Origin of the sequence: Proteus sp. G2609, from assembly GCF_963896135.1 — a bacterium.
Classification (GTDB): Bacteria; Pseudomonadota; Gammaproteobacteria; order Enterobacterales; family Enterobacteriaceae; genus Proteus; species Proteus mirabilis.
On record NZ_CAWQNB010000008.1, the window covers coordinates 42,002 to 68,670 of the forward strand.

Genomic DNA, 26,669 nt, shown 5'->3' on the forward strand with positions numbered 1-26,669 from the left:
TTTAATAAGTAAAATAAAGTAAGGAGATAGTTAAAGAAATTGATAACATAATCGCAAAATAAAATAACAAAGGTACTGGCAATTTATCATCAATTCCCCAGTAGATAAGTAAAACCCGTAGACAAAAAGCACCTAATAGGCCAATAAATGTACATAACATCCAATAGGGAAAATAAGCACCTAGCATGGGAATAAAAGGAGAATGCCCTTGTGAACAGCCCGTCAACAATACAGTCATCACAGTTAAGCTGATAATTCGATGATGTTTTTTTATTAAGTTCAAGGTAATACACCTATCATTTTATGATTAAATCCATTCATAGCTATCAATACTATAATATTTTTAGTTGTAATAAAGTGACTTATATTATTTTGCTAAAAATAGCATAAGGTTATTGTAGTTGAATTATTTATGATCAATTCAATTTTCTTTATTTTAAATACGCTTTTCAAAATAATGCCCCAGTGCTGGTTAAATAGAGTTTGATTTTATTACTCACAAAAACATGCTCTGTGTGTGCTATTAGGTAATTTTAAGAGTATAGTAGACAATCTTTCTGCCTGTTTAGATATTATAGTTTTTATTATGGAATCAACGCTTTCTGTTCAAAATATACGCCAACTCCTTGCCAATGAAACACCAATTATTGATGTTCGTGCGCCAATAGAATTCAATCAAGGAGCGATGCCCAACGCAATAAATCTACCTTTAATGAATAATGAAGAGCGTGCGGCTGTAGGGACTTGCTACAAACAACATGGCTCTCAAAAAGCGGTAGAGTTGGGGCATCAATTAGTTAAAGGCGAGATAAAAGTACATCGTGTTGCTGCTTGGCGTGAGGCTTGCGAGCGTTTTCCTTCCGGATTTATTTGTTGTGCTCGTGGCGGTATGCGTTCACACATTGTTCAAAAATGGTTAGCTGAAATAGGCATCGATTATCCTTTAATTGAAGGTGGATATAAAGCGTTAAGACAAGCGACAATCGAAATGACCAATGAGCTAGTACAACGCCCTATTATCTTAATTGGTGGTTGTACAGGTAATGGTAAAACAACCTTAGTACGCTCTTTACCAGAGGGAATTGATTTAGAAGGATTCGCTCATCATCGAGGCTCCTCATTTGGTCGCACTGTTGAGGCTCAGTTTGCTCAAGCGACTTTCGAAAATTACCTTGCTGTCGATATGTTAAAAAAATCCCCCTATCATTCGCGCTGGGTACTCGAAGACGAAGGCCGTGCTATTGGTGCTAATGGTTTACCGGAAAGTTTGCGTATACAAATGGCAACAGCCCATTTGGTTGTGGTGGATGATCCATTTGAGCGGCGTATGGCAAGACTCAAAGAAGAATATTTTGATCGTATGACTCATGACTTTATTGAAGCGTATGGTGAAGAAAAAGGTTGGCAAGAATACAGTGATTATTTGCATCATGGATTGTATGCTATTCGACGTCGATTAGGTGCTCAAAGAGCCGCGGAGTTAACCCAATTACTTGATAATGCTTTAGCCGCACAAAAAATAAGTGCGAATACGGAAGTGCATTTTTCATGGTTATCGCCTTTACTAAAAGAATATTACGATCCTATGTATCGTTACCAGTTAAGTAAAAAACAAGATAAAATTATCTATACGGGTAGCTATGAAGAAGTTGAACAATGGTTTGCTAACCATTAACTCCCTAGATTTTCTGTACTAAAATAAAGCCCCCAATAGATATTGGGGGTTAATTATTTTTGTTAAAAAAGCACTATTTTCTCTGAATCAAAAGAGTTAACTGACAATTAATATTCTTAGTTCTACGACTATTCACTTTTTTTACACAAACAGTAAAATAACCAAATAGTTCTGTTAAAACGTATAACAAGATGACTAACTTTATAACGTATTCTTATGGTTTGTTATTTTTTTCAAGAAAAAAGCCGCACATATAGCCATTATAAAATTAAACAACATACTAAAACTAAACGCTATCTTATAATGTTCAATTATATTCGTTGATATAACCTGTGTGAGGCTAAATTGCAAAATGATGGAAACAGATGTTACCCCTATAGCAGCCCCAATTTGTTGTAATGTTGCCGTTAATCCGGAAGCAATCCCTACAAGTTCAGGCTTCACTTTTTCTAACACTAAATTCAGCATAGGAGTCATAATCATGCCTTGTGTAAAGCCAACTAACAATAAGAAAGGAATAATTAATGTAGTGTTCTTAGGGGTAATCAAATAATAGACGCCTAAAATAAGCAAAATATAGCTGAAGGCATAACAGACTGCGCCCCAATAGATAACATGTTCGCCAATACTTTTGATCCACTTCGGTGTGAATAAAGAGGAAAGTATAAAACCGATACTTGCAGGAACAAACATTAAGCCAGAATCAAAAACCGTACGATTAAACCCACTTTGTAATAATATCGACATTATCATAGGAAAAGCAGATGATGTTGAATAAACAAAAACAACAATAATGAGCCCAATAACATATTGATGATTAGTAAAGAGTATCAGATCAAATAGAGGTTGCTTCCCTTGGTATTTTAATTTTTTTTCATAACAAAAAAATAGTATTAATAGACTTATTCCAACAAGAAAAAATAATGAACTAAACCATTGCCAGTGCCAGATAGGAAGCATCAACAATGGTAATAACGTAAATGATATACTAAGTGTAGATAAAATGACTCCTCCTATATCCAATTTGATATGATCGGATAATTCATTTTGGGTAAGATAGCGCGAAAAAAATAATGCGATCACACCAATAAAAAGATTTATCAAAAAAATAGTACGCCACGCTAACCCAAATATATTTAATGATATTAATAATCCACCTAAGGCTTGCCCTGCTATAGCGGCAGCACCTAACGTCATACCAAGTAAGCCGAATACTTTTTTGGCTTGTGAACTATCAAAATTAAGGCGAATACTTGAATATACTTGAGGGAATAACAAGGCTGCAGTTAGTCCTTGAAAACAACGGGCAATAACAAGTAAAACAGCACTTGGAGAAATTGCACATAATACAGATGATAACGTAAAGCCAAACATTCCAAAGCGATAGAGTGTTCGACGTCCATAAATATCACCTAATCGTCCACCTGTGATTAATAGCAAGCCAAATGCTAATTCGTATCCGACAATAATCAATGTGAGTTCGGTGAGTGTGGCGTTAAGTGTTTGTTCAATATTAACTATAGCGACATTAACGACAAATAGATCAAAGATAGTAACGAATCCAGCTAATAATAAAACAAATAAAGCGATACGTTGTTGTTTGCTCATTTCTTATCTCAATGATGAAAAAATAAGACTATAATAAGTTGTTTATCCTGATACAATTTAACCATTTATACTATTACTAAAAGCAATAGCCTATGACAGAAAGAAAAAGAACACGCCCCGAGCTTGCTGATTTTTTACGTACTAAAAGACAAAGTATTTCACCTGAGTCAGTTGGTTTACCTGGTACAGGGCGTCGACGCACTCCTGGTTTGCGCCGAGAGGAAGTGGCTGCACTCTCTGGTGTCGGATTAACTTGGTATACATGGCTTGAACAAGGGCGGGATATTGGAGTATCAAGTCAATTTCTAGATAATTTAGCGACAGCTTTACACTTAAATAGCGCGGAAAGGCAGCATCTTTACTTATTATCACATATGAGAGAGCCGACAGAAACCGGCATAGTGGAATACCAAGTTCCTGATACGATTTTAAAAATTTTAGCTGACTTTCCACCAGAATATATTTGCTATGTTTTAAATCTACACTGGGATGTTTTAGCTTATAATCAAAAAGCAGATCTATACTTCCATTTTTCGGACTACTGTACTGAAAATCGTAATTATCTCTATTTGTTATTTATGGATCCTAGATACAAAACACGCATCAATGATTGGGAGCATACAGCGGATAGATTACTTGCTAGTTTCCGGCGTGACCATGCAAGAGCTAAAAATGATCCAAATATTCGTAAGCTAATTGCTAAATTAAACTGTTCATCACCAGAATTTAAGCATATGTGGGAAAAACATGAGATCTACCCTCCCTGTGATGGAGTAAGAACATTAAATTTTGCTGGTAAAAACGAGCGTTATGAATACACCTCATTAGCATTTGATTTAGAAAAATATAATCGAATTTTAGTGTATATCCCTAAAGATAAGTAGAAAATAAAGGATATAAAAACTAAAAACATGCTTATTTCCATTATGGAAATAAGCGATTGCTCTTTTATCATTAGGTTTTATTTTTTTTAGTTACTAGAATGCCACTTTCTAAAACGAGGTGGTTTATGACTAAATATGTTATTTTTAGTTTTTTTTTAGTATTGATTTATCCTCTTGGCGTTGATCTATACTTAACTGGATTAACAGCAATTGCTAGCGATTTAAATGCTTCTGAAGTGACATTACACCATGCATTTTCAATTTATTTGATGGGAATGGTGTCATCCATGTTAATTGCTGGATGGTGCAGTGACAATTTAGGTCGTAAGCCTGTTATTTTATTTGGTACTCTGATTTTTTTCTTAGCGTCATTAAGTGCTGGACTTTCGATAACGGAAAAACAGTTCTTGATTTCACGATTTTTTCAAGGTAGTGGCTCAGGTTTTTGTTACGTTGTTACTTTTGCGATATTAAGAGATACATTAACAGAACAGCAACGTGCTAAAGTACTTTCTATGATAAATGGTATTACTTGTATTATTCCGGTATTAGCTCCCGTTCTAGGCTTTATTATTTTATTATATTGCGAATGGTCAATGATGTTCTATCTTATGGGGGCTTATTCCCTATTGGTTTTTATCTTTTGTTTTTTGGGGATAAAAGAGACTTACCATAAAAAAGAAATTAAAAATAAAAAAGTAAATCTATCTGTAATAAAACCAACAACAGACTCTTTTTTCACTCGCTATTTTTTAAGTCGTTTACTTATTTCCTGCTTAGGAATGGCCGTTATTCTTACTTATGTCAATATTTCCCCTATTGTAGTGATGCAACAAATGAATTATTCAACAGGAGAGTATTCAATATTAATGACATCATTAGCAATGATAAGTATGACCATTTCTTTTTTAATGCCAAAAATATTAATGAAATACCGCTATAAGCATATTTTATCAGTAGGGTTTATATGTTTTGGAATAGGTATTATTTTCCTTTTTATAGGGAAAAAGAGTGACATGCGTTGGTTTTTTATTACCTTTGCATTATGCGGCTCAGGATTTGCGTTATTATTTGGGATTATTATGAGCCAAGCACTTTCTCCCTTTAGCCAACGAGCCGGCGTTGCGAGCTCTGTGCTGGGTATTTCACAATTAAGTTTTTCTTCACTTTATATTTGGGTAATGGGGTGGATTGAAGTATCCTCAATAAATATGTTGGTGGTTATTTTATTTATCAGTTGTATTGTAGGTACTCTTTTTCTATGCTTTCCTCGGTTCACAGAACAAAAAAAGGTTAAATATAATGTCTAACAAACCATTACATAGAATTGATTTGAATTTGTTAGTCATATTTCAAATTCTTTTACAGGAGCGCAGTGTCACCTTGGCCGCTAAGTGGTTATCCATTTCTCCTTCTGCTGTGAGTAAAGCATTAGCCAAATTAAGGATATGGTTTGATGATCCTCTTTTTATCCGTAGTCCACAAGGGTTGATCCCAACACCATTATCGTTAAGTATTGAAGATTCTTTATCTGATTTTATTAATATTAGCCACCATATAGCCAATAAACGTAATACAGAAGTTCCTGTTGGACTTAAATTTAATTTAGTTTTAGAAACACCGTTACATCAGGTCATGTTACCTTCTTTACCACAACAAATATTATCTCATTACCCAAAATCCACACTTCAGATAAAAAATTGGGAATATAATTCCCTTTCTAATATTATTGATGGAGAAGTTGATATTGGGCTTGTTGGACGTGAATACTATTCACGCTCAAAAGAGTTATTAGAGCTACTTCCTGATGTGATTGATTATGAAATATTATTTGATGATATCCCACTTGTTTATCTACACAAAAATCATCCGTTAATGAAAATGAAGTGGGATCTTAATAATTTTTTATCGTTTTCTCAGGTGAGTACAGAATATGACAAACAAAGTCATTGGGCTTTGGATAATATCTTAAAAGAAATGAACAAAAGTCGTCAGATAGCAATTACTTATACTTCTTTTGAGCAATCTCTTTTTATGATATCTCAACCTGACCATCAATTAATTACTTGTGCACCAGGATATTGTCGTTATTATGTGAAAACACATTTTCCTGATATTGTAACATTACCTATCCCTCTCCCCCCTGTGTTTTTAGAACAGCTTCATCTACCTTTTGTTTTGTTATGGCATAAGCGTAATAGCCATAATACAAAAATTATATGGCTAAGAAATACAATAAGAAAAAGTATTAACCAACAAACCTCCGATATCTGATAGTTAAAAATAATAAAAAGGTGATTTGATATCAAATCACCTTTTATAAACTTATTAACGCTATATTAGTATATATCTATTTAACGACTTCACCACTATCAACAACGGTTTGGCGTACTTTATTCGCAAAATTTTGAGCTTCACTGATAATCGCTTGTTCATCTACGGTTAACAGTTGGCGATCTTCCATCAAAATTTTACCATCTACAATGGTATGACGAACATTACTTCCATTCGCACCATAAACTAATGCTGCATATGGGCTATACATAGGCACCATATTAGGAGCTTTAGTATCAACAACAATAATATCAGCAAGTTTTCCCGATTCTAAAGAGCCTAATTTATCTTCCATATGTAATGCCTTGGCTGAGCCTATTGTTGCCATTTCAACGACGGTTAATGGTGGCATTGCGGCGCGATCTTTATTCTCTAATTTATGAATTTTGCCTACTAAATTTAACTCATTCATCGTTGTGAGTGTATTGCTCGACATTGGACCGTCAGTCCCTAAACCAACACGAACACCTTTTTCTAGCATGGCAACAACGGGCGAAACACCTTTGGCTGATTTGGTATTAGCACTAATATTATGAGCCACACCTACATCATATTTCTTTAATAAATCAATATCTTGCTCATCAACCATAATCGCATGAGCGGCAATGACTTTATTATTTAAAGCGCCAATATCTGCCATATATTGAACTGGGCTTTTACCATCGGTTCGTTTTGCAATTTCTTCTTTCTCTCTATCGGTTTCTGCTAAATGGATCATCACAGGGGCATCAAGTTCTACCGATAGTTTAGCAATTTTTTGCAGGTTCTCTGTGGTATTAGTATAAGGTGCATGAGGCGCAAAGGCAGGAATAATGCGCGGGTGATCTTTATATTCATTAATAAAATTGACAGCATATTGAATGCCTTCTTCAGGAGTTTGTGCATCAGCCACCGGAAAATTAATCACTGATTCACCTAAGATGGCTCTATTTCCCATCTTATCAACCGTTTTAGCGACTTCATCTTCAAAATAATACATATCAACATAGGTAGTTACTCCCCCTTTTACCATTTCAACATTGGCGAGGTTTGCTCCTACGCGAACCATATCGCGAGACACCATTTTATTTTCTAAAGGGAAAATATAACGATGTAATCGGTCTGGCACGTCATCGGCTAAAGAGCGAAAAACCGTCATTGATGCATGTGTATGGGTATTAATTAATCCTGGCATCACGATATCACCATCCACATCTAACACTTTGTTGGCTTGGTATTCTTGTGTTAACTCAGGCCCCCCAACGGCGATAATTTTATTTTCTTTTACAACAACCGTTCCTTGTTCGATAACCTGATTTTGTGCGTCCATTGTTAACACTGTGCCATCGACAATCATTAAATCAGCCTGTTTGGCTGCGTGACTAGTAAAAGAAACCGCCATAACAGCGAGTGCAAGCATTGATTTAGTAAATGACATAACTACCTCTCGGATGGTAAGAATATTCAAAAGTTTATTATTTTATTGATAATTTATTATTTTTTACGTTTTTGCTGTAGTAACCATTTATCCAACTCATTAGCAAAAAGTTGCCGGTCGCGCTGTGATAAACTTGCTGGTCCTCCTGTTTGAATGCCACTTGCTCTCATCGTATCCATAAAATCACGAATATTTAATCGTTCGCGGATTGTTGACTCTGTATAACGTTCACCTCGAGGATTTAGTGCAATAGCCCCTTTTTCGATCACTTCAGCCGCTAAAGGAATATCGGCAGTGATCACCAAATCATCTTGGTTTGCACGTTGTACAATTTCATTATCAGCCACATCAAAACCTGCAGAAACTTGCAATGTGCGCAAATAAGGCGATGCGGGTATACTTAATCGCTGATTTGCCACAAAAGTGATCACCACTTTTTCTCTATCTGCTGCCCGATAAAGTATCTCTTTAATAACTTTAGGACAGGCATCAGCATCAACCCATATCGGCATAGTAACTCTCTTTGATTGTTTCTTTTTGAAAATTAATCCTATTAAAATAACACATTCCCACTCATATCGTTATTAAAGCAGGTAAATCACATAGTCTTTTTGAGTTAAGTGTTAAGTGATTAACGCGTAAAAGTGCATGATATCGTAAAATAAGTCATCGGCTAACCTTACTCCACTGTCTTAATGGGGTAAGTTTATGGCATAATGCCGCCCCATTATCTTTATCATTCACTAATCATGAGTATTCGTCTTGTTAATAAGTAATAATATCACTATGCAGTTTGGTTCGAAGCCACTGTTTGAAAACATTTCTGTTAAGTTTGGTGGCGGTAATCGCTATGGTTTAATCGGTGCTAACGGCAGCGGTAAATCCACCTTTATGAAAATTCTCGGTGGTGATCTCGCGCCTACTAGCGGTAACGTATTCCTTGATCCTAATGAGCGCTTGGGTAAGCTAAAACAAGATCAGTTTGCTTATGAAGAGTTTACCGTGCTTGATACGGTAATTATGGGGCACGCTGAGTTATGGGAAATTAAACAAGAGCGTGAACGTATTTATAGCTTACCGGAAATGAGTGAAGAAGAGGGTTTACGTGTTGCCGATCTTGAAGTGAAATTCGGTGAAATGGACGGTTACACCGTTGAATCACGTGCCGGTGAATTATTATTAAACGTTGGTATTCCACTTGAGCAACATAATGGCCCAATGAGTGAAGTGGCGCCAGGATGGAAACTACGTGTGCTCCTTGCACAAGCCCTATTCGCTGATCCTGACATCTTATTACTTGATGAACCGACGAATAACTTAGATATTGATACGATCCGCTGGCTAGAACAAACATTAAATGAACGTAATAGCACTATGATCATCATTTCCCATGACCGCCATTTTTTAAATATGGTGTGTACTCATATGGCCGATCTTGACTATGGTGGATTAACAGTTCACCCAGGTAATTATGATGAGTATATGTTAGCGGCAACACAAGCGCGTGAACGTTTACTCGCTGATAATGCAAAGAAAAAAGCACAAATTAGTGAATTACAATCCTTTGTTAGCCGCTTTAGTGCTAATGCATCAAAGTCTCGTCAAGCCACTTCGCGTGCAAAACAAATTGAAAAAATTCAATTAACCGAAGTTAAAGCTTCCAGCCGACAAAATCCCTTTATTCGTTTTGAGCAAGAGAAGAAATTATTTCGTAATGCGTTAGAAGTAGAGAATATTGCTAAAGGTTATGAAGCAAATACGCCTTTATTTAAAGACGTAAATATGATGCTGGAAGTGGGCGAAAAAGTGGCGATTTTAGGCACCAATGGTGTGGGTAAATCAACCATGATCAAAACATTAGTGGGTGAATTAACGCCTGATAATGGACGCGTTAAATGGTCTGAAAATGCCACTATAGGTTATTATGCACAAGATCATGCCACTGATTTTGAAGTTGATATGACCGTTTTCGATTGGATGAGTTTATGGATGAAGCCAGAAGACGATGAACAGTCGGTGCGTAGTGTATTGGGTCGCCTTCTTTTCTCACAAGATGATATTAAAAAATCAGTCAAAGTATTATCTGGTGGTGAAAAAGGCAGAATGCTGTTTGGTAAATTAATGATGCAAAAACCAAACGTTCTGATTATGGATGAACCTACCAACCACTTAGATATGGAATCTATTGAGTCACTGAATATGGCGTTAGAACTCTATCAAGGGACGTTAATTTTTGTTTCTCACGATCGTGAATTTGTCAGCTCATTGGCTAACCGCATTATTGAAATTACGCCTGAAAAAGTGACTAATTTCCAAGGCACTTATGATGAGTTCTTGGCTAAGAAAGGGATTGATGGTTAGTACCTCCCCTTATTTATTAATATAAAAATAAAAGGCTTGGTGTTATTTTACGTTCCAAGCCTTTATTTTATTAAAGATAGAATTATCGCTGTAGCTATTGTCACTTAATTCATTGTAATTATGGGCGCTTGTTATCGGAGTAAGGAGATATACTCACTTGGTACTATATTATTTATATAAATATTATTTATAGTCTCATCAGTAACATTGAATTCAAGTGATCCAATAAATGGAAAGTTATAATCAATAATAGCTTTCCTTAATGATCCACAGGCTTTTTCTTTTTTGTCTTCATCTTTAAATAAAGTTTCCATTCCATGTTTTATAAATCCTTCTATTATACCTACATGAGGATTGTACAATGACAATAATTCGATTTTAATTAAATTCAAAAACTCTTTTGAATTTTTATCTTTTATATTTAAAGCAACAGTATTCTTCACAAGTTTTATTTGAATATTTTTTCTATATTCTATATCAATATGCTGTATTATATTCATAAGTTTTTGTAATTTACAACGGTCTTCAATTTTATCGTCTACATTAATTCTAGAATTATTTATATTATATAAACGAACAAAATCTGTTACACCATCCAAATAACGCTCTACGTTAAAATAATTATTTGGTAGTAAGTCGTTTTTTATCTGGGATAAATAGACATTGTATTGATTAATATCATAATTGGCTTCATTAGGAATTTCATGCAGTCTTTTTTTTATATAACTTCTTATATTTTCTATATCTTCTTTTATACTTGGATTTTTATTATGTATCCGATCTATCATGTCTTTAATTAAATTATCTAATGATACCTCACCATTATAAACGTTTTTTATAACAAATTTCATTTTTAAATCATAACCATCTTTTAAATATAAATGAAAATTATCTTTATATTGCGCCCCTGTCATAGAATATAATTCTGCAAAGCTATCAACCTTATCAAATATTGAATTTTTAGGATTGAAATAGGTATGATAAAGTAAGTTAAGCACATGTTCTTTTTGACCATGATTAAACCAGTCTTTTATTTTTTCCCAAATAGACATTGCATCTCTAGCTTTAGATGCGTGTGATAATTTGTTTATTTGCGAAGTTGATATATTTACTCCACCAATTGTTAATTTACTCATATAACACCTTAATGATAATTACATATTAATTGAAATGCTTCTCTTTATTTATATTGGGAAAATATTTTATTTTATCTTTTAATTACATCATTATATTAAAAATATAGGTAATATTAATTTCATGTGGTATTTAAATATATAAAGATTAATACATGTTTTTTTGTTTAAAATTTAACATTCTGTTGTTGTATGTTACCAACCACGAGTCAATCATAATCCCCTTTCATTTTTGATGAAATTATCATGTTGCTCTTTTGAAGTCCTACCTTATGGTTATGTTGCTAAGAAACAGACAACCGTATAAAAGTGATGCAACAATATTAGAAACACCACAAATGATTTCGGTTGTTAATCGCGCCCAATTTTCTTTTTTGTGACAGTGTCACGCTTATTTTATATCAACAACCAGAATATTCATTATTTAATAGTCTGGTTAACTTAATAATTGTGTAAATTGTCGATATAATAGCGCACCTAATGTTTGTGATGTGTATTCCGTACTGTGTTCTAAATTATCAACGGCAGCATGCATACCATGATAAATAAGCGTGCAGGTTAATTCAGGCTGTAGGACTTGCCACGTTTTATTCTCTGTCCCCCCCATTAATATCTTTTGTAACTGCTGTAGCGCCCTATTTTCATGAATATTACCGCTTTGATGAAAGACTTGATGAAAAAGCATATCGTGTAATTCTTGTTTTTCAACATAAGCAATAACGCTAGTTTCACACCACTGTTTTAATTTAGCGCGAAAATCTTGAATTTGGCAGCTTGCCATTGCTTGCTCAACTTTATCAATATACCAATCCATATATCGAGTTCGCAGTGCGTCGAGAATATCTGTTTTTGCCGTAAAATAGTGATAATACGTTCCTTTAGCGACCCCCGCTTGTTTTACAATATCGCTGACGGTTGTGGCATCAAATCCTTTTTCAAGAAATAGTGTTTCTGCGGCGTTCATTAACTCTTCTAAACGAACTTCGGCTGGCTTTGTTCTTGGTTTATCGATATTTTTTTCTTCTAATGACATTGCTCATCTCCCTCTAAGTGGCTGTTAAAGGGTACTCCATATTGAGAATAGCCACAATAACCGTAAATGAAACTTATTATCATCAATTGATTGACCGACGGTCAGTCGGATATTATGATACTACTATTATTTCACCATAAAGGTAATAAAACTTATGAGTTATACAAAACGGTTGTCACTTATTTGTGCTATCTGTTTAGGCACATTTATGGCCACTCTTGATATTAGTATCGTCAATGTTGCTCTACCTACTATTCAGAATGATATTAATGCCAATATGGCTACATTACAGTGGATTGTGGATGCTTATGCACTATGTCTATCAGCTTGTATTTTGTCTTCCGGGCCATTAAGTGATCGTTTCGGACGAAAAAAAGTGTGGCTCTGGGGGGTGATTATTTTCACTCTAGGCTCCCTTATCTGTGCTATTGCACAACAACATGAAATATTAATCCTTGGGCGTATTATTCAAGGTATTGCAGCTGCAGCCCTTATTCCTGGCGCATTATCACTTATTACACATGCCTTTCCTGTTGATATTGAACGTATCCGTATTATTGGTATTTGGTCTTCGGTTAGTGCATTATCACTGATTATTGGCCCTATCCTTGGTGGTGCATTAGTTCATGCCAGTGGTTGGGCAAGTATATTTCTTATTAATATTCCTATTGGTGCTATTACAGTATTACTAGGCTGGTATGGATTAAGTGAAAGTGCCGATCCTGAGGATGTTGCGTTAGATCCCCTAGGACAATTAACCAGTATCTTGGGATTAGGTTTACTAACCTATGGTTTTATTGAAGCAGGCGCTGTAGGTTGGTCTGATTATCGTACTGTATTCGCATTAATTGTCGGTCTGATTTTTATTACCCTGTTTGTTATAGTCGAAAAACGTATTGAACGCCCGTTATTACCGCTATCGTTATTTAAAGATCGCTCGTTTTTCCAATATAACCTTTCCTCTTTTACTTTGGGATTTGCCACTTATAGTAATGTCTTTTTTATCGCTTTTTTCCTACAAAAAGCACAAGGCTGGAGTGCATTAGAAACAGGTTTAAGAATGGCTCCTGAGTTTATCGCCATGGCTCTTTTTTCTATGTTATTTGGACGGTTCTCTCGTTATATATCTGTCAGAAAATTAATGATCTTTGGCTTTTTGTTGATTGCAATATCTTCTTGTTTATTGGCAACATTAGCAACAAATAGCTCTTACACAATAACAGGAAGCTATTTATTTATCTTAGGTGCAGGAATGGGATTAGCGACACCCGCAATCGGAGTTTTAGTTATGAAAAGTGTAGCACCGTCTCGCTCGGGCATGGCGTCTGCAACCATGAATGCATTAAGACAAACCGGTATGACAATGGGAATTGCGTTATTAGGTACATTAATGATACAGCAAGCAATTAATTATATGATGATACAAAGTCAAGCATTAGGAATAGTGGTAGAACCGATTAATATTATTACGTTAGTAACAGAAAATAAAACCGCTTCCCTAGATAATCAGTTGGTTGCCCTATTACCTGAAGCATTTAATTCAGGATTTGCCTATGCCATGCTAACCGCAGGACTTTCCTGTTTTATTACTCTGTTTATTATGCTTTTTCCTTGCAAAGAGAAACAAGGTGCACTTTCTCAGCAGATAGCGGATTAATTATTATAAACGCTGAGTTAAAAATGCAAGAAAATGTTCAATATTACGTGAAAGCGAACGACGACTTGCATATATCGCGACTAAACTAATTGATGCGGGCTGTTGAGGAAAAGAAATGGCTCGCAATTTGCCTGCCTTTATCGCATCAAGGCAACAATGTTCAGCTAAAATAGCAAAACCTAAACCTTTTAATACGGCAGCTTTGGCTAAGATAGCACTATTTACACGATAACAGCTATTAATTGTCACTTTTACAGGGTTCTGCTCTTTATCAATAAAGATCCACGGTTGCCCTTCTAATGCACTTAAACTGGAAATACAAGGTAATTGGCTTAGTTGTTCAATATCTGTAGGGATACCCGTTTTTGCTAATAAGCTCTCTGAGGCAACAACAATACTACGCCACGACTTTATGAGACGTGAATGGTAGCTACTATCGGCTAATTGGCCACGATGAAATGTTAGAAGTAAATCAATATCATCTTCTATAACATTTCTTGGCATTAGCTGCGTATCACATTGAATGGTTAAGTTAGGATGAAGTGCAGCAAAATCCGCTAAAATATCGGCAAGTAACTCACTGCCATATTCACTGGGTATCGTGAGTCTAAAGGTTCCTGTTAATGGGCCATCACTCGTTATATGTTCTACAACATTATCTAATTCATATAAGGTCTTTTTGGCTTGCTGATACAAGATTTTCCCTTGCTCAGTTAAACGCATTTTTCGCGTGGTTCTATCAATTAATCGGCAGTTAAGCTGTTGTTCTAGCTGTTTTATTGCCCTACTGACATTAGATGTTGGCATAGAAAGCGATCGTGCAGCACTGGCAAACTGTGCTTGCTCTGCAACCGCAGAAAAAATACGTAATAAATTAAGGTCAATTGACATAAAAATACTGCCTATATGGGAAGTATTGAATATAGGCAGTGTAACATTGATTGCTCTCTCACTTGAAAAGAATTAACAATAACCATAGGACATTAATTTTTGATAACGTTTCTCAAGCAGTTCTTCTTTAGAATAACGATTCAATTCTGTTAAATCTGCGAGAAGCTGTTTTTTTACAAATTTAGCCGCTTGCTGGTAGTGGCGATGTGCGCCTCCCAATGGTTCAGGAATAATTGAGTCTATAATACCCAATGCCTGTAATTTAGGTGCCGTCATTCCCATGGTTTGGGCGGCAATAGGTGCTTTATCAGCATTTTTCCATAAAATAGAGGCACAGCCTTCGGGCGATATGGCAGCATAAGTACTATATTGCAACATATTTACTCGATCCCCCACACCTATTGCTAATGCGCCACCAGAAAAACCTTCCCCTGTTATTGTACAAATTATCGGTGTTTTTAATCGGGACATTTCAAGAATATTTCGTGCTATGGCTTCTGATTGCCCCCGCTCTTCAGCGCCAACCCCCGGATAAGCACCCGCGGAGTCAATAAAAATAATCACTGGTAAATGGAAGCGTTCAGCCATTTTCATCAGGCGTAATGCTTTCCGATAACCTTCTGGTGATGGCATACCAAAGTTTCTTTTTACTTTCTCTTTAGTGTCTCGCCCTTTTTGTTGACCGATAATCATCACTGGTTTTCTATCTAAACGCGCTAACCCTGCAACAATCGCTTTATCATCAGCATAAGCACGATCGCCGGCCAACTCTTGGAAATCAGTAAAAATAGCTTTGATATAATCTAATGTATAAGGGCGCATAGGATGACGTGCTAACTGTACTATCTCCCAATCCCCTAAATCAGAAAATATAGAGCGTGTTAATGAAAGGCTTTTTTGGCGAAGTTTGGCGATTTCTTCGTCTATATCAACTGCCGTTGTTTCATCTTGAGACTGTTTAAATGCAAGTAATGCATCTATTTTCTCGTCTAATTCAACAATAGGCTTTTCAAATTCAAGATGAATAATAGACATAATTTGCCTCTTAGCTAAATCGGGTTATATCAAACTATCTAGTCTAGAGAAAACTAACTTATTGTTATAGAGATATTTTTGATAAACAGTGTTATCAAAAATGGGATAATAAAATAGGTAGTGGTTAAAAAAATTTATTTTCTAGCTTTTATCTCTATACAGTTATTTATAAGTTATGTATAAATATACAGCAGGACAGTTTTCACCAGAAAATTACCAAACACAACAATAATCCATTAATACAAATAATTAAAATGATAATATGTTCTCAAAAAAATCTCGTTCTACAACTGCACTACTCTTTTCATCACTTATTCTGACTATAGGAAGAGGTGCAACACTGCCTTTTATGGCGATATACTTATCACGACAATATAAATTGCCTGTTGATGATATTGGTATCGCAATGTCTATTTCACTGACTACGGGGATAGTATTCAGCCTTGCCTTTGGTATGCTGGCAGATAAATTTGAAAAAAAACGTTATATGGTTTTTTCTATTATTACCTTTATTATCGCATTTGCTGCTATCCCAATGGTCAATAGTACTATTTTAGTGGTTATCTTCTTCTCAATTATTAACTGTTCCTATTTAGTCTTTTCTACGGTATTGAAAGCTTATTTTTCTGAAACTCTATCAATATCAGCAAAGCCTAAAATATTTTCACTAAACTATACTTTTATTAATATCGGATGGACGGTTGGCCCACCTATTGGCACATTATTATTAATGTATGGTACCCAATTACCTTTTTGGTTAGCGGCAATATCCGCCAGTATTCCTTTATTTATGATCCAATGTTTTGTGCAACGTTCAGTGGTAGACCATTCCACAGAAGAAAATAGTGTAAAGTGGGATCCGAAAATAATGCTAAAAGATAAGGCATTAGGCTGGTTTGTGCTTTCAACTTTTTTTGGCACATTAACTTTTGGTACATTTGCTTCGTGTATTTCGCAATACCTTTTAGTTGTTTATGATGCTAAATTGGCTGAATCTGCTATTGCGGTGATCCTCCCCGTCAATGCGGCCATTGTCGTCTCATTACAATATATCGTCGGCAAACAAGTGGTTGCTGAAAGACTACGTAAATTAATGACCTTAGGCACACTCTTTTTTATCTTAGGATTAGCAGGCTTTATGCTGGCGGGTGATAATTTAATTTTCTGGGCAATGGCGATAGCAATATTTACCTTTGGTGAACTGATTTATGCACCTGGTGAGTATATGATGATCGATAATATTGCGCCGTTAGGAATGAAAGCAAGTTATTTCTCTGCACAATCTTTAGGTTGGTTAGGTGCTGCATTAAATCCACTTGCTAGTGGTTATATCCTGACAACCTTGCCCCCTATTTCTTTATTCGCTATTTTAATGGGGATCGCAGTACTAGCTTGGCTTTGTATGTTGCAAGGTATGAACTACAGTGAAAAAAGAATAGCTGCTTAATATATTTTATTGCCGTTGATATTGTTGGCGATATCCAGATAAGGAACAATCAGTCTCGCGCTTAAAATAACGGCATAGATATGAGGGATCGTCAAAATGGAGTTTTATGGCGATCTCATTTACTGATAGCGTAGTGTGCGTCAATAACGCTTTTATTTTAAGAATTACTTGCCTATTAATCAACGTCTTAGGAACATCATTAAAATATTGTTTAGTGAGCTGTGATAGATAAAACGGTGTAATGCTAAGGCGATTAGCATAATAGGCAACGTCTCTGTGCTGGTGGCTATGTTTTATAACTAACTCCCAAAATTGCCAACATAAGTGCTCTTTACGGCTGAATTCTTTTTTAGATAAGGAATAATGAGATGGTATTAATTCTGTTATCGCAAAAAAAAGATTTTGTAACTGCCCTCTCAACATTAACTTTCTATGATCAGTATAACTTTTATCTATATATTTTAATTGTTCCACCCAATTGTTTATGGCGTTTAAGTGAGCCGTTGAAGGGCGACAAATGGGGTTTTCATGCAAAAATGTAAACAAACTATTTGAAAGTGCATAAGCGATCTCAGAGGCAAAAGATTTCTTAAGAAAACAATAAAAAATACGAAAATTAGCTGATTTACGTTGCAATGTGACCATTCTATCATCACCGAGTATCACTATATCATTCGCTTTAATGGTTTTTGTTTGAAAATCTATATTAATAACAGCCCTGCCATCTAAACAAATAATAACCACAACATATGATAATGCTAATGGATAGCCTAATTCATTATGCATATCGCTTTCACCGATAACGGCATACTCCGAAGGGATATTTAATTTTAATAATGATTGACTAAACATAAATTATTCACTCTATTGCATATTGCTACTGTTTTTATTTTTAATGATCTCAATGTTAATCACAAGAGCATTAATGGATTTAGTTGTCAAAAGTACCGATAACACCTTAATTAATCCATTCAGTTTTATATTAGCTCTCTTTAAAATACGATCATCCTAACATAATGAAACATACGTTATAAAAGAGCTAAATTGTATGAAAAAATTACAAACAGAACGATTATTATTACGTCCATGGCGAATATCAGATGCTGAGAGCCTCTATTATTATGCGAGGGATAAGCGAGTAGGCCCTATCGCAGGCTGGCCGGCACATAAAAGTGTTGCTGAAAGTACCGAAATTATCCAGACTATATTTATGCGTGATGAAGTTTATGCTGTCACATTGCTCGATGATGATAAAGCGATTGGTTTAATTGGCTTATCTTTTTGCCATGAAAGCAATTTCCCTATAGGGGATAATGATGCCGAAATTTCTTATTGGATTGGTACCCCTTTTTGGGGGAAAGGACTTATTCCTGAGGCTGTGAAAGCGCTTATTCGTCATAGCTTTGAGACTCTGCAATTAGATAATCTATGGTGTGGTTATTTTGTAGACAATGTAAACTCGAAGAGAGTACAAGAAAAGTGTGGATTTAAATATCATCACATAATTAAAGATCAGTATGTGGAGTATTTAGACGAAATAAGAACAGAAGTTATTTGTCGTTTAACCAAAAGTGAATGGCAAAAACAACAATAAAAAACAGCAAAGCAAAAAAACAACGGATTATAAGATTTATAATCCGTTGTTTTGCTATTGTTTATCCATTAAACATGATCTAATGCTTGAGATAAATCAGCAATAAGATCATAAGGATTTTCAATACCAATAGATAAACGAATGGTTGTTTCTTGAATACCTATATTGTGGCGTAATTCCATAGGAACACCTGAATGTGTGGTAGAGCCAGGATGACATGCCAATGACTCGGTTCCTCCCAAACTCACCGCTAATTTAAATATTTTCATCGCATTGAGAAAACGAAAAGCTTCTGCTTCACCACCAACAATATCAAAGGAGAATGTTGATCCCGCGCCTGTGCATTGTCTAGCAAATACTTGACCTTCAATACTATTTTTATCTACAAAAGGTAAATAGTGGATCACTTTCACTTTTTCATGGTCACGTAGAAATTGTGCAACTAATAGCGCATTTTGATTGGCTTTTTCCATGCGAATTTGCAATGTTTCTAAAGAGCGGCCTAACATCCAGCAAGAATGCGCATCAAGTTGTGTCCCTATTGCACCTCTTAATAGGCGAACTTGATTAATAAGCTCGCGTGATCCCATTGCAGCACCGGCGACTAAATCAGAATGTCCACCCACATATTTTGTTAATGAATAGAGTGAAATATCAGCGCCTTGCTCTATAGGATGTTGATAAACAGGTCCTAATAAGGTGTTATCGCAAATAATAATAGGTCGATAGCCTTGGCTTGTTTCTAATTTATCCGCAACGATTTTTAACGCTTGAATATCAACCAGTGAATTAGTTGGATTGGCGGGAGTTTCGGCAAATATCACCGCAACTCTCCCTTTTTGGCTAGCCATTTCAGCTTGCGATTGGATATGTGCTAAATTTAAACCATCTGTAAATGGTGTTGCTTGAATACCGAACTTAGCGAATGTTTTGGCTATTAATGTTTCTGTTCCACCATAAAGTGGTTGAGAATGTAAAATAACATCGCCAGGTTGTGTAAAAGCCATTAATGTCGTTGTAATAGCTGACATTCCCGATGAGAAGAGGACACATGATGCTGTGTTTTCATAAACTGCTAATCTATCCTCAACGATCTCACTATTAGGTTGGTTAAAACGAGAATAGACTAAACCTGCTTTTTCTCCTTCTGGAAGGGGTTTTCTTCCACTTACCGTATCAAAAAAATTTTTCCCTTCTTCTGCACTTTTAAAAATAAATGTCGATGTTAAAAATACAGGAGGTTTGACGGAGCCTTCTGATAACAATGGATCGTATCCATAGCTCATCATTAACGTTTCTGGAGATAATTGATGTTCGCCAATATATTGTTTTTTCAGTTGAGAACTAGACATTTTTTATTTCTACTATTTATGAATTATAAAGTTTCTATCATCATACTGAAAAAACTTCATATTGTTAGATTGTTTTATTAGGTATAGAAACTCATAGTTATATTGAACTGTTTGTTTTTTAACCTGAAATATGTTCTACCACGCCTTAACCGCGTCCCCTTTATACATTTCTTGCACCTTTAATTCGACTTGTCTTGAATGTAAAACAGTAATTAATTTCTTTATTTTTTCATCATTCATATTATCTATACGAGTAACAACAACATTGGCATAAGGCGAATGTTTATTCTCCATAATTAAGCCGTCGCGGGTAGCAAGTAAGCCAATTTGAGAGGAAAAATTATTGTTGATAACCGCCATCGTAACCTCAGGATCATCAAGGGCTTCAACTAACATGGGAGTTTCAACTTCATGAAATATCAAGGCATTAGGATTATCAATAATGTCTTCAACGGAAGGTAAAAAACCAACTCCCTCTTTTAAAGAAATGAGGTGATTTTCTGCAAGTAATAATAAAGCTCGCCCTTTCATACTTGCTTCATTAGGAATGGCAACCACATCACCATATTCGAGTTCGCTAATATCGCTTATTTTCTTTGAATACGCGGCTAACGGGAAAATGTACGTTTTGCTGGCAATATGAAATTTGTAATTGTGGGCTTTTATCTCTGATTGTAAATAAGGAATAGATTGAAATACATTTACGTCTACTTCTCTATTTTCTAGGGCTTTATTAGGACTTTCATAGTCGTTAAATGCAATAACTTCAACATTTAATCCTTCGGTAAGTTTAGCTAAACGGATCACTTCATCCCAAATGACTTGGTCTGGTCCAGTATTGATTGCTACTTTGACGACATCTGTATCTTCTTGCGAACAAGAGACAGAAAATAAGCTTATTGAGGCTAGAAGCAAACCTGTAATAATTTCCTTCATAACTCCCTCTTAAAAACGGAACATGACAAACACAAAATTATCAGCATATTGATGATTAAGAAATATCCTAAGTGTAGATTAATAACAAGGAATGCTAAATGATACAAGTGATCGTACTATATAAAGAGAGGTATATGAGAGGAAATAAGGTAATTGGTTGATATTAAAAAGAAAAATAATTCAATAAAGTCAACGCATTTACAACCTATGCGTGTATCAATCTCGAATTAATTTATTTATGCAGGGATCAACAAAAGCATCATCAACATTAAGATAAGTAGAATTGGTTACGCAATATGCAGAAAATGCCCATTTATATTGTTTATCTTGTTTCGTGATAGTGTAACTTGAAAAACGTATAGGTGTTGATTGTAACATATCATTACCTATTTTCTCACCGCTGACTAAGATCACTTGATTTTTTTTCTCTATAAATTTGAAATTAGAGATTTTAATATCGCTGTTTTCAGCTTTATTATCAAATAAGCTAAGAGCATTATCATAAATTGAAGGTACAATATAAACTTGTTCATCTGCATCTTTTATATAAACCGTGACCATATTAATTGATGATGCATCATTTAATATACGCTTAGATTTAACGACAATATCTTTTACACCATCACCGTTAAAATCAATCAAATTAATACCGTATGTTAGTTTTATATCTGCAGAAATAGCAATAGTGGATAAGGATGTAAGCAATACTGCTGCGCCTAATTTCGTCATTATATTCATATCATATCTTCTATTTTTAATTGCTACTTTATAATTTAGAGTACTTTACAGGTGGGATTAGTCAAGTTATTTAATGTTTCAAAATAATACAAAAATAATAATTTTATATAACTAAAAACGATAGATTTTGATAAAAAACAATACTTTTAAAATGAGTAGCCTATTTTCAAGATAAGAAGTTCTTTAGTCTTAATATAAGGCAATATAGTTTTTCAGATCATTAATTCTTTCTATGGTTTTATCTTTTAAGCAGCTAGTGTAAACCATTGGAGCCAAACTGCCACCTTGGTAATAGTCTGCCTCATATTGACATGAGAGGTCACGAAATGTCATCCAAACTGACTGTGCATGCTGTAACTGTTGTTGTCGTTTAGTTTCTAATTTCGCATAATATTGTTGATAAATTTGTGACAGCTCTTCATCTTTTTGTTGAAAATCTTGGTATGCACATTGGTTAATTTCTGTTTGTGTTTCCGCATTACGACAATCAAAATTATCCGCTTGTAAATGTATTGACCAAAATAAGATCCCCCCTGATATTGCACTTACAAAAATAACTTTTTTCATCATACCATCCATTGTTACCTGAAAAATAATTGAATAATGCTAACATTATTATAATAAGAAAGGCTATATCATTAAATTATATCTATTAATTTTTATTTTAATCAGGCGAAAATAGCCACAAATAGGTCTATTTATTACTATCATATTTGGAGGGTTCATTTTTTGAATATAAATAATTTAAAATATTTAAGCTAAAAAGAACACTTATAGCTTTTTAGCTAAATATTATTATATTTTATTTAGAATATGTGGTTAATCTATTCAATAATATTAGCAATTTCCAATAAGTTATTATCTGGATCACGTAAGTAAACTGACATAATAGGCCCTGTAGCCCCTGTTCTTGGTACAGGACCCTCTTCTATATTTATACCCTGCTGGTTTATATGCTCTATCACGTCTAACAATGGCGTTTCAGTAATAAAACATAAATCCGCAGAGCCTGCCGTTGGTTTAGCAGCTTTAGGCAAAAACTCTTTTCCTAGCTGATGAAGATTGATTTTTTGATGACCAAAAGCAAGGGCTTTACGCCCTTGTTTAAAGGTAATTATCTCAAAACCCAATACATTATGATAAAAATGACAACTTACCTCGATATCAGCCACTGTTAATACTAAATGATCAAGGTGTGTAATTTTCATCTGAACCTCACTTCGCTATTAGAGTATTATTGTGATTAAAGCTCACACTTAGTTTTTAATACGGCTGTTTTTTTATGATGTTCTAGCGCTAATTCAATTAATTTCGTGATGAGTGATTGATAATCTAATCCCGTACTTTGCCACAGTTTAGGATACATACTGATATTAGTGAAACCTGGTAAGGTATTAATTTCGTTGATAATGACTTGATTATCTTCGGTTAAAAATACATCAACGCGCGACATACCTAAACAGTTTAAAACTTGGTAAGCTTTCAATGCCGTTTGGCGAATATGTAAGCTAATCGCATTATCTAAATCAGCAGGTACTACTACTTTTGCACCATCATCATCAATGTATTTTGTGTTATAAGCATAAAAAGCATCATTTAAAACAATTTCACCACAAGGGCTAACTTCAGGCTCTTCATTACCTAAAACGGCACACTCTATTTCACGGCCAACAATAGCACTTTCGATAATCACTTTAAGGTCGTATTCAAATGCCATGGATAAGGCAGCATTAAACTCGGCTTCATTATTGACTTTGCTGATACCAACAGAAGAACCTAAATTTGCTGGTTTAATAAATAAAGGGAGCCCTAATTGTTCAACAACTTCATTATAGGAAATATCATTTAATTGGTGAGCCATCAGTGTAATAAATGGTGCAACCGCTAATCCTGCATCATCCAGTAAGCGCTTAGTGATATCTTTATCCATACATGCTGCAGAACTCATGATATTAGGGCCTACATATGGCATATCAATCATATGTAATAGTCCTTGTAGGGTGCCATCTTCACCATAAGCACCATGCACAATAGGAAATACCACATCTATTTGTGCAAGAGGTTGCCCATCAGTTAAAGAGATAAATTGCTGACGGGTACTGCCAGGAATAATAGCCACTGGACGCAAAGGTTGGCTTAATGAGATAGTTGAGGGGTTATCGCTATTAATTAAATAATTGTCTTCAGCATATTCATGCCATTGCCCTTGTTCATTAATCCCAATTAAACAAAGGTCGAATTTCGTTCGATCTAATTCATTGATAATATTTTTTGCTGATTGTAATGAAACTTGGTGCTCGGTTGATTTTCCACCAAAAATAATAGCGACTCTTAATTTACTCATTTTCTAACCTTTTATAGGACAGCTATAGCGAATAAATAGCAATATATCATGATAAAAACACGCAATGTAGGGAGATAGTTCTTATCTAGGAAAATTTACGATAAAATGATGAAATTCTATGATTTAGTGTGCAAAAAATAACTATTTTTGATATTAATTCAGCAACGCCTATTCCCTCCTCTTTCACACAAAAAGACACGGTTTCTCATCATTGCATTCTTGCAATCAATAAACCTGTCTTGCTAAACTCACTTTACCGATTAACAGATAAATTTTAAAAGGAGGCTAATTATGTTGTTGTGTGATCTTGTTGAATACTCACACTTCTTTGGTAATCGCCATAGCTCAGGCTTTCACAGTTCTTTACTGCGTTAACCTGCCTGAGCGACGTTAACTATTACCTCTCCTCAGCTTACTGGGTTATCGCGTGATATTACCCAAAGCATTTTTATGCTTAAAAAATGAGTAAGCTATGAGCACATTATTATCTACACAAAATCTCTCTTTTCATAATAATCACGGTATATTGCTGAGTAATATTTCTTTGGCACTCACTAAAGGTGAGAAAATTGGTTTAATTGGCTACAACGGTTGTGGAAAAAGTACCCTATTAAAACTTTTATCACACCAATTAGTACCAACAGATGGATCTATTACTATCGCCAATCAAGTCATTATGGCTTATGTCGAACAACAGTTACCAAGTGAGCTACAGTCAATGCGCCTCATTGATGCGGTTCTTCATAAATTACCTGAAGAACTACGCATATCTGAAAGTTGGTGCAGTGAATTATTATTAAGTGAAATGGGATTTAAAACCAATGAAATCAATATATTAGTCTCACAATTAAGTGGTGGTCAACATACTCGTTTATTACTTGCGAGAGCATTGATTTTGCAACCAGACTTACTGCTATTAGATGAGCCAAGTAACCACTTAGATCTACCGACTATCTTGTGGTTAGAAACATTTTTAACACAGTGGCGAGGAAGTTTTATTCTTGTTTCACATGACAATAGGTTGTTAGATAAAGTGACCAATTGTACGTGGATCATTCGTGATAAAACCCTATCTGTTTTTCGCTTGCCCTGCTCTCAGGCAAGACAAGAGCAAGAAGCACAAGATATCAGTGCGCAACATCGTTGTGATGCACAACAAAAAGAGATAGATCGTATTGCACAAAGTGCGAAGCAATTGGCCATCTGGGGAAAAGTGTATGATAACGAAAGTTTGTCACGTAAAGCCAAACAAATGGAAAAACAAATTGTTCGTTTAAAAGACGAACAAGTCGATGTAACAGAAGGCAATCAATGGACGTTACAGTTATCAGGAACAATATTACGGGCAGATAGATTGCTTGAGCTGCATCAGCTTTCAGTGATCCCTGCGCCAGATGCACCGATTTTATATACCATCGATAATCAACGGATCAAAAGTGGTGATCGAGTCGCTATTGTTGGTGCTAATGGGACAGGTAAGTCATCATTATTAAAAATGATTTGGTCATCATTTCATGGTTCAACCACATCAACAGAAAATATGATCAGGCTTCATCCCAGAGTTGAGTTAGGTTATTACGATCAAAGCCTCGCACAACTTAATGATAATGATACCCTTGCCGATGCACTAAAGCCCTTTGCACCGCTATTAGATGAGCAAAGGAAAATGGCATTAATAAATGCAGGTTTTGTTTATTCTCGCCATAATCAGCAAGTAAAGTCATTAAGTGGTGGTGAACGAGCTCGTTTACTTTTTATTGGTCTCAGTTTGGCAAAATATTCATTATTAATGCTAGATGAACCAACAAACCATCTTGATATGGAAGGTAAACAGGCATTAGCTGAGCAAATTCAACAATTTTCAGGGGGAATTTTACTCGTCAGCCATGATAGAGAATTGATAGAGAAAAGCTGTAATCGTTTTTGGTATATTCACAATGGTGTTCTTAGCGAACATCATGATATTGAAACAATTTATCAGCTTATTTCTCAACAAGATATGTCATCGGTCTCTAATGAGCAAAATGGCCATCATGCTCCATCTGTTGAAATAGTAAAACATCATAATGAAGATGAATTGCTAATGAAATTGATAGCACTTGAAGATAAATTGAATGCTGATTTAGCAAGAAAATCTGCTCATCAAAAGCCTATATTACAGGCTCAATGGCAAGCAGAAATAGAGATCTTAAAGCAACAACTTGATTTGGCTTAATTTTTCTAACGATTA

The 26,669-nt window shown here is 35.0% G+C and carries 24 protein-coding genes; 9 read left to right on the forward strand and 15 right to left on the reverse strand.

Annotated elements, in window-relative coordinates:
- Nucleotide 1: 1 nt before the first annotated feature.
- Complete coding sequence (locus AACV01_RS02635) at nucleotides 2–283, reverse strand: YtcA family lipoprotein (protein WP_004242955.1); 282 nt, start codon at nucleotides 281–283, stop codon at nucleotides 2–4.
- 303 nt (nucleotides 284–586) lie between these two features.
- Here AACV01_RS02635 and mnmH point away from each other — a divergent pair, with 303 nt between their 5' ends.
- Nucleotides 587–1,675 carry a tRNA 2-selenouridine(34) synthase MnmH gene (gene mnmH / locus AACV01_RS02640; protein WP_161682370.1) on the forward strand — a complete coding sequence of 363 codons (1,089 nt, stop codon included), beginning with the start codon at nucleotides 587–589 and terminating at the stop codon, nucleotides 1,673–1,675.
- A 201-nt stretch (nucleotides 1,676–1,876) separates the two neighbouring features.
- Here mnmH and AACV01_RS02645 read toward each other — a convergent pair whose 3' ends face one another.
- Entirely contained in the window at nucleotides 1,877–3,283 is a 1,407-nt protein-coding gene (locus AACV01_RS02645; RefSeq protein WP_020945657.1) for an MFS transporter, read from the reverse strand.
- A 92-nt stretch (nucleotides 3,284–3,375) separates the two neighbouring features.
- Between AACV01_RS02645 and AACV01_RS02650 the strand changes: the two genes are divergently transcribed.
- From AACV01_RS02650 to yidZ, 3 genes are all read left to right on the forward strand, one after another.
- Nucleotides 3,376–4,167: a helix-turn-helix transcriptional regulator gene (locus AACV01_RS02650; protein ID WP_004248073.1), complete on the forward strand. Its 792-nt coding sequence runs from the start codon at nucleotides 3,376–3,378 to the stop codon at nucleotides 4,165–4,167.
- A 125-nt stretch (nucleotides 4,168–4,292) separates the two neighbouring features.
- The gene (locus tag AACV01_RS02655) at nucleotides 4,293–5,477 is read left to right on the forward strand and encodes an MFS transporter (protein ID WP_004248072.1); all 1,185 of its coding nucleotides are present in this window, start codon (nucleotides 4,293–4,295) and stop codon (nucleotides 5,475–5,477) included.
- Nucleotides 5,470–6,441, forward strand: coding sequence for an HTH-type transcriptional regulator YidZ (yidZ, locus tag AACV01_RS02660; RefSeq protein WP_004248071.1), 972 nt, complete (start codon nucleotides 5,470–5,472; stop codon nucleotides 6,439–6,441). Before AACV01_RS02655 ends, yidZ begins: the two co-directional genes overlap by 8 nt.
- 76 nt (nucleotides 6,442–6,517) lie before the next feature.
- Here the strand turns inward: yidZ and AACV01_RS02665 are convergent, their stop codons facing one another.
- Together AACV01_RS02665 and AACV01_RS02670 are read right to left on the reverse strand one after the other, a co-directional pair.
- Nucleotides 6,518–7,918: an amidohydrolase gene (locus AACV01_RS02665; protein ID WP_004251191.1), complete on the reverse strand. Its 1,401-nt coding sequence runs from the start codon at nucleotides 7,916–7,918 to the stop codon at nucleotides 6,518–6,520.
- Between the two features lie 56 nt (nucleotides 7,919–7,974).
- Entirely contained in the window at nucleotides 7,975–8,430 is a 456-nt protein-coding gene (locus AACV01_RS02670; protein ID WP_004251194.1) for a YaiI/YqxD family protein, read from the reverse strand.
- 250 nt (nucleotides 8,431–8,680) lie between these two features.
- On the opposite strand from AACV01_RS02670, the gene AACV01_RS02675 reads away from it, so the two are divergent.
- Nucleotides 8,681–10,279 carry an ABC-F family ATPase gene (locus AACV01_RS02675; protein ID WP_004242947.1) on the forward strand — a complete coding sequence of 533 codons (1,599 nt, stop codon included), beginning with the start codon at nucleotides 8,681–8,683 and terminating at the stop codon, nucleotides 10,277–10,279.
- A gap of 131 nt (nucleotides 10,280–10,410) precedes the next feature.
- Here the strand turns inward: AACV01_RS02675 and AACV01_RS02680 are convergent, their stop codons facing one another.
- Nucleotides 10,411–11,415 carry a hypothetical protein gene (locus AACV01_RS02680; protein WP_161682372.1) on the reverse strand — a complete coding sequence of 335 codons (1,005 nt, stop codon included), beginning with the start codon at nucleotides 11,413–11,415 and terminating at the stop codon, nucleotides 10,411–10,413.
- Between the two features lie 433 nt (nucleotides 11,416–11,848).
- Complete coding sequence (locus AACV01_RS02685) at nucleotides 11,849–12,445, reverse strand: TetR/AcrR family transcriptional regulator (RefSeq protein WP_012367925.1); 597 nt, start codon at nucleotides 12,443–12,445, stop codon at nucleotides 11,849–11,851.
- A gap of 154 nt (nucleotides 12,446–12,599) precedes the next feature.
- Here AACV01_RS02685 and AACV01_RS02690 point away from each other — a divergent pair, with 154 nt between their 5' ends.
- A complete protein-coding gene (locus tag AACV01_RS02690) occupies nucleotides 12,600–14,102 on the forward strand; it encodes an MFS transporter (RefSeq protein ID WP_060554662.1) in 1,503 nt (500 codons plus the stop codon).
- Nucleotides 14,103–14,105: 3 nt separating this feature from the next.
- On the opposite strand, the gene AACV01_RS02695 is transcribed toward AACV01_RS02690, so the two are convergent.
- Together AACV01_RS02695 and accA are read right to left on the reverse strand one after the other, a co-directional pair.
- A complete protein-coding gene (locus tag AACV01_RS02695; protein ID WP_004242940.1) occupies nucleotides 14,106–14,993 on the reverse strand; it encodes a LysR family transcriptional regulator in 888 nt (295 codons plus the stop codon).
- A 72-nt stretch (nucleotides 14,994–15,065) separates the two neighbouring features.
- Nucleotides 15,066–16,028, reverse strand: coding sequence for an acetyl-CoA carboxylase carboxyl transferase subunit alpha (gene accA / locus AACV01_RS02700; RefSeq protein ID WP_112843375.1), 963 nt, complete (start codon nucleotides 16,026–16,028; stop codon nucleotides 15,066–15,068).
- A 262-nt stretch (nucleotides 16,029–16,290) separates the two neighbouring features.
- Between accA and ydeE the strand changes: the two genes are divergently transcribed.
- The gene (gene ydeE, locus AACV01_RS02705; protein ID WP_046334808.1) at nucleotides 16,291–17,475 is read left to right on the forward strand and encodes an efflux MFS transporter YdeE; all 1,185 of its coding nucleotides are present in this window, start codon (nucleotides 16,291–16,293) and stop codon (nucleotides 17,473–17,475) included.
- 6 nt (nucleotides 17,476–17,481) lie between these two features.
- Here the strand turns inward: ydeE and AACV01_RS02710 are convergent, their stop codons facing one another.
- Complete coding sequence (locus AACV01_RS02710) at nucleotides 17,482–18,327, reverse strand: helix-turn-helix domain-containing protein (RefSeq protein ID WP_004248060.1); 846 nt, start codon at nucleotides 18,325–18,327, stop codon at nucleotides 17,482–17,484.
- A gap of 196 nt (nucleotides 18,328–18,523) precedes the next feature.
- On the opposite strand from AACV01_RS02710, the gene AACV01_RS02715 reads away from it, so the two are divergent.
- Complete coding sequence (locus tag AACV01_RS02715; protein ID WP_049197080.1) at nucleotides 18,524–19,069, forward strand: GNAT family N-acetyltransferase; 546 nt, start codon at nucleotides 18,524–18,526, stop codon at nucleotides 19,067–19,069.
- A gap of 68 nt (nucleotides 19,070–19,137) precedes the next feature.
- Here the strand turns inward: AACV01_RS02715 and AACV01_RS02720 are convergent, their stop codons facing one another.
- From AACV01_RS02720 to ddlA, 6 genes are all read right to left on the reverse strand, one after another.
- Nucleotides 19,138–20,421 (reverse strand): cystathionine gamma-synthase family protein, encoded by a 1,284-nt coding sequence (locus tag AACV01_RS02720; protein WP_161682374.1) that lies wholly within the window; start codon nucleotides 20,419–20,421, stop codon nucleotides 19,138–19,140.
- 135 nt (nucleotides 20,422–20,556) lie between these two features.
- On the reverse strand, nucleotides 20,557–21,357 hold the full coding sequence (locus AACV01_RS02725) for a MetQ/NlpA family ABC transporter substrate-binding protein (RefSeq protein ID WP_161682376.1): 801 nt from the start codon (nucleotides 21,355–21,357) through the stop codon (nucleotides 20,557–20,559).
- Nucleotides 21,358–21,573: 216 nt separating this feature from the next.
- Nucleotides 21,574–22,095 (reverse strand): carbapenem self-resistance protein CarG family protein, encoded by a 522-nt coding sequence (locus AACV01_RS02730; protein WP_004242928.1) that lies wholly within the window; start codon nucleotides 22,093–22,095, stop codon nucleotides 21,574–21,576.
- A gap of 189 nt (nucleotides 22,096–22,284) precedes the next feature.
- Nucleotides 22,285–22,662, reverse strand: a complete 378-nt coding sequence (locus AACV01_RS02735; RefSeq protein ID WP_237584985.1) for a lysozyme inhibitor LprI family protein — start codon at nucleotides 22,660–22,662, stop codon at nucleotides 22,285–22,287.
- Nucleotides 22,663–22,919: 257 nt separating this feature from the next.
- Nucleotides 22,920–23,303, reverse strand: coding sequence for a VOC family protein (locus AACV01_RS02740; RefSeq protein ID WP_004248057.1), 384 nt, complete (start codon nucleotides 23,301–23,303; stop codon nucleotides 22,920–22,922).
- Between the two features lie 35 nt (nucleotides 23,304–23,338).
- Entirely contained in the window at nucleotides 23,339–24,439 is a 1,101-nt protein-coding gene (gene ddlA / locus AACV01_RS02745; RefSeq protein WP_004242920.1) for a D-alanine--D-alanine ligase, read from the reverse strand.
- 472 nt (nucleotides 24,440–24,911) lie between these two features.
- Here ddlA and AACV01_RS02750 point away from each other — a divergent pair, with 472 nt between their 5' ends.
- Complete coding sequence (locus tag AACV01_RS02750; protein WP_161682380.1) at nucleotides 24,912–26,654, forward strand: ABC-F family ATP-binding cassette domain-containing protein; 1,743 nt, start codon at nucleotides 24,912–24,914, stop codon at nucleotides 26,652–26,654.
- Nucleotides 26,655–26,669 lie beyond the last annotated feature (15 nt).

Excerpts from the sequence above, each read along its gene's own strand:
- accA (WP_112843375.1), bottom strand. The coding sequence starts at position 16,028 with ATGTCTATTATTCATCTTGAATTTGAAAAGCCTATTGTTGAATTAGAC.
- ddlA (WP_004242920.1), bottom strand. The coding sequence starts at position 24,439 with ATGAGTAAATTAAGAGTCGCTATTATTTTTGGTGGAAAATCAACCGAG.
- AACV01_RS02735 (WP_237584985.1), bottom strand. The coding sequence starts at position 22,662 with ATGAAAAAAGTTATTTTTGTAAGTGCAATATCAGGGGGGATCTTATTT.
- AACV01_RS02750 (WP_161682380.1), top strand. The coding sequence starts at position 24,912 with ATGAGCACATTATTATCTACACAAAATCTCTCTTTTCATAATAATCAC.
- AACV01_RS02645 (WP_020945657.1), bottom strand. The coding sequence starts at position 3,283 with ATGAGCAAACAACAACGTATCGCTTTATTTGTTTTATTATTAGCTGGA.
- AACV01_RS02655 (WP_004248072.1), top strand. The coding sequence starts at position 4,293 with ATGACTAAATATGTTATTTTTAGTTTTTTTTTAGTATTGATTTATCCT.
- yidZ (WP_004248071.1), top strand. The coding sequence starts at position 5,470 with ATGTCTAACAAACCATTACATAGAATTGATTTGAATTTGTTAGTCATA.
- AACV01_RS02690 (WP_060554662.1), top strand. The coding sequence starts at position 12,600 with ATGAGTTATACAAAACGGTTGTCACTTATTTGTGCTATCTGTTTAGGC.
- AACV01_RS02730 (WP_004242928.1), bottom strand. The coding sequence starts at position 22,095 with ATGAATATAATGACGAAATTAGGCGCAGCAGTATTGCTTACATCCTTA.
- AACV01_RS02725 (WP_161682376.1), bottom strand. The coding sequence starts at position 21,357 with ATGAAGGAAATTATTACAGGTTTGCTTCTAGCCTCAATAAGCTTATTT.
- AACV01_RS02715 (WP_049197080.1), top strand. The coding sequence starts at position 18,524 with ATGAAAAAATTACAAACAGAACGATTATTATTACGTCCATGGCGAATA.
- mnmH (WP_161682370.1), top strand. The coding sequence starts at position 587 with ATGGAATCAACGCTTTCTGTTCAAAATATACGCCAACTCCTTGCCAAT.
- AACV01_RS02670 (WP_004251194.1), bottom strand. The coding sequence starts at position 8,430 with ATGCCGATATGGGTTGATGCTGATGCCTGTCCTAAAGTTATTAAAGAG.
- AACV01_RS02720 (WP_161682374.1), bottom strand. The coding sequence starts at position 20,421 with ATGTCTAGTTCTCAACTGAAAAAACAATATATTGGCGAACATCAATTA.
- AACV01_RS02710 (WP_004248060.1), bottom strand. The coding sequence starts at position 18,327 with ATGTTTAGTCAATCATTATTAAAATTAAATATCCCTTCGGAGTATGCC.
- AACV01_RS02680 (WP_161682372.1), bottom strand. The coding sequence starts at position 11,415 with ATGAGTAAATTAACAATTGGTGGAGTAAATATATCAACTTCGCAAATA.
- AACV01_RS02695 (WP_004242940.1), bottom strand. The coding sequence starts at position 14,993 with ATGTCAATTGACCTTAATTTATTACGTATTTTTTCTGCGGTTGCAGAG.
- AACV01_RS02665 (WP_004251191.1), bottom strand. The coding sequence starts at position 7,918 with ATGTCATTTACTAAATCAATGCTTGCACTCGCTGTTATGGCGGTTTCT.
- ydeE (WP_046334808.1), top strand. The coding sequence starts at position 16,291 with ATGTTCTCAAAAAAATCTCGTTCTACAACTGCACTACTCTTTTCATCA.
- AACV01_RS02740 (WP_004248057.1), bottom strand. The coding sequence starts at position 23,303 with ATGAAAATTACACACCTTGATCATTTAGTATTAACAGTGGCTGATATC.
- AACV01_RS02685 (WP_012367925.1), bottom strand. The coding sequence starts at position 12,445 with ATGTCATTAGAAGAAAAAAATATCGATAAACCAAGAACAAAGCCAGCC.
- AACV01_RS02650 (WP_004248073.1), top strand. The coding sequence starts at position 3,376 with ATGACAGAAAGAAAAAGAACACGCCCCGAGCTTGCTGATTTTTTACGT.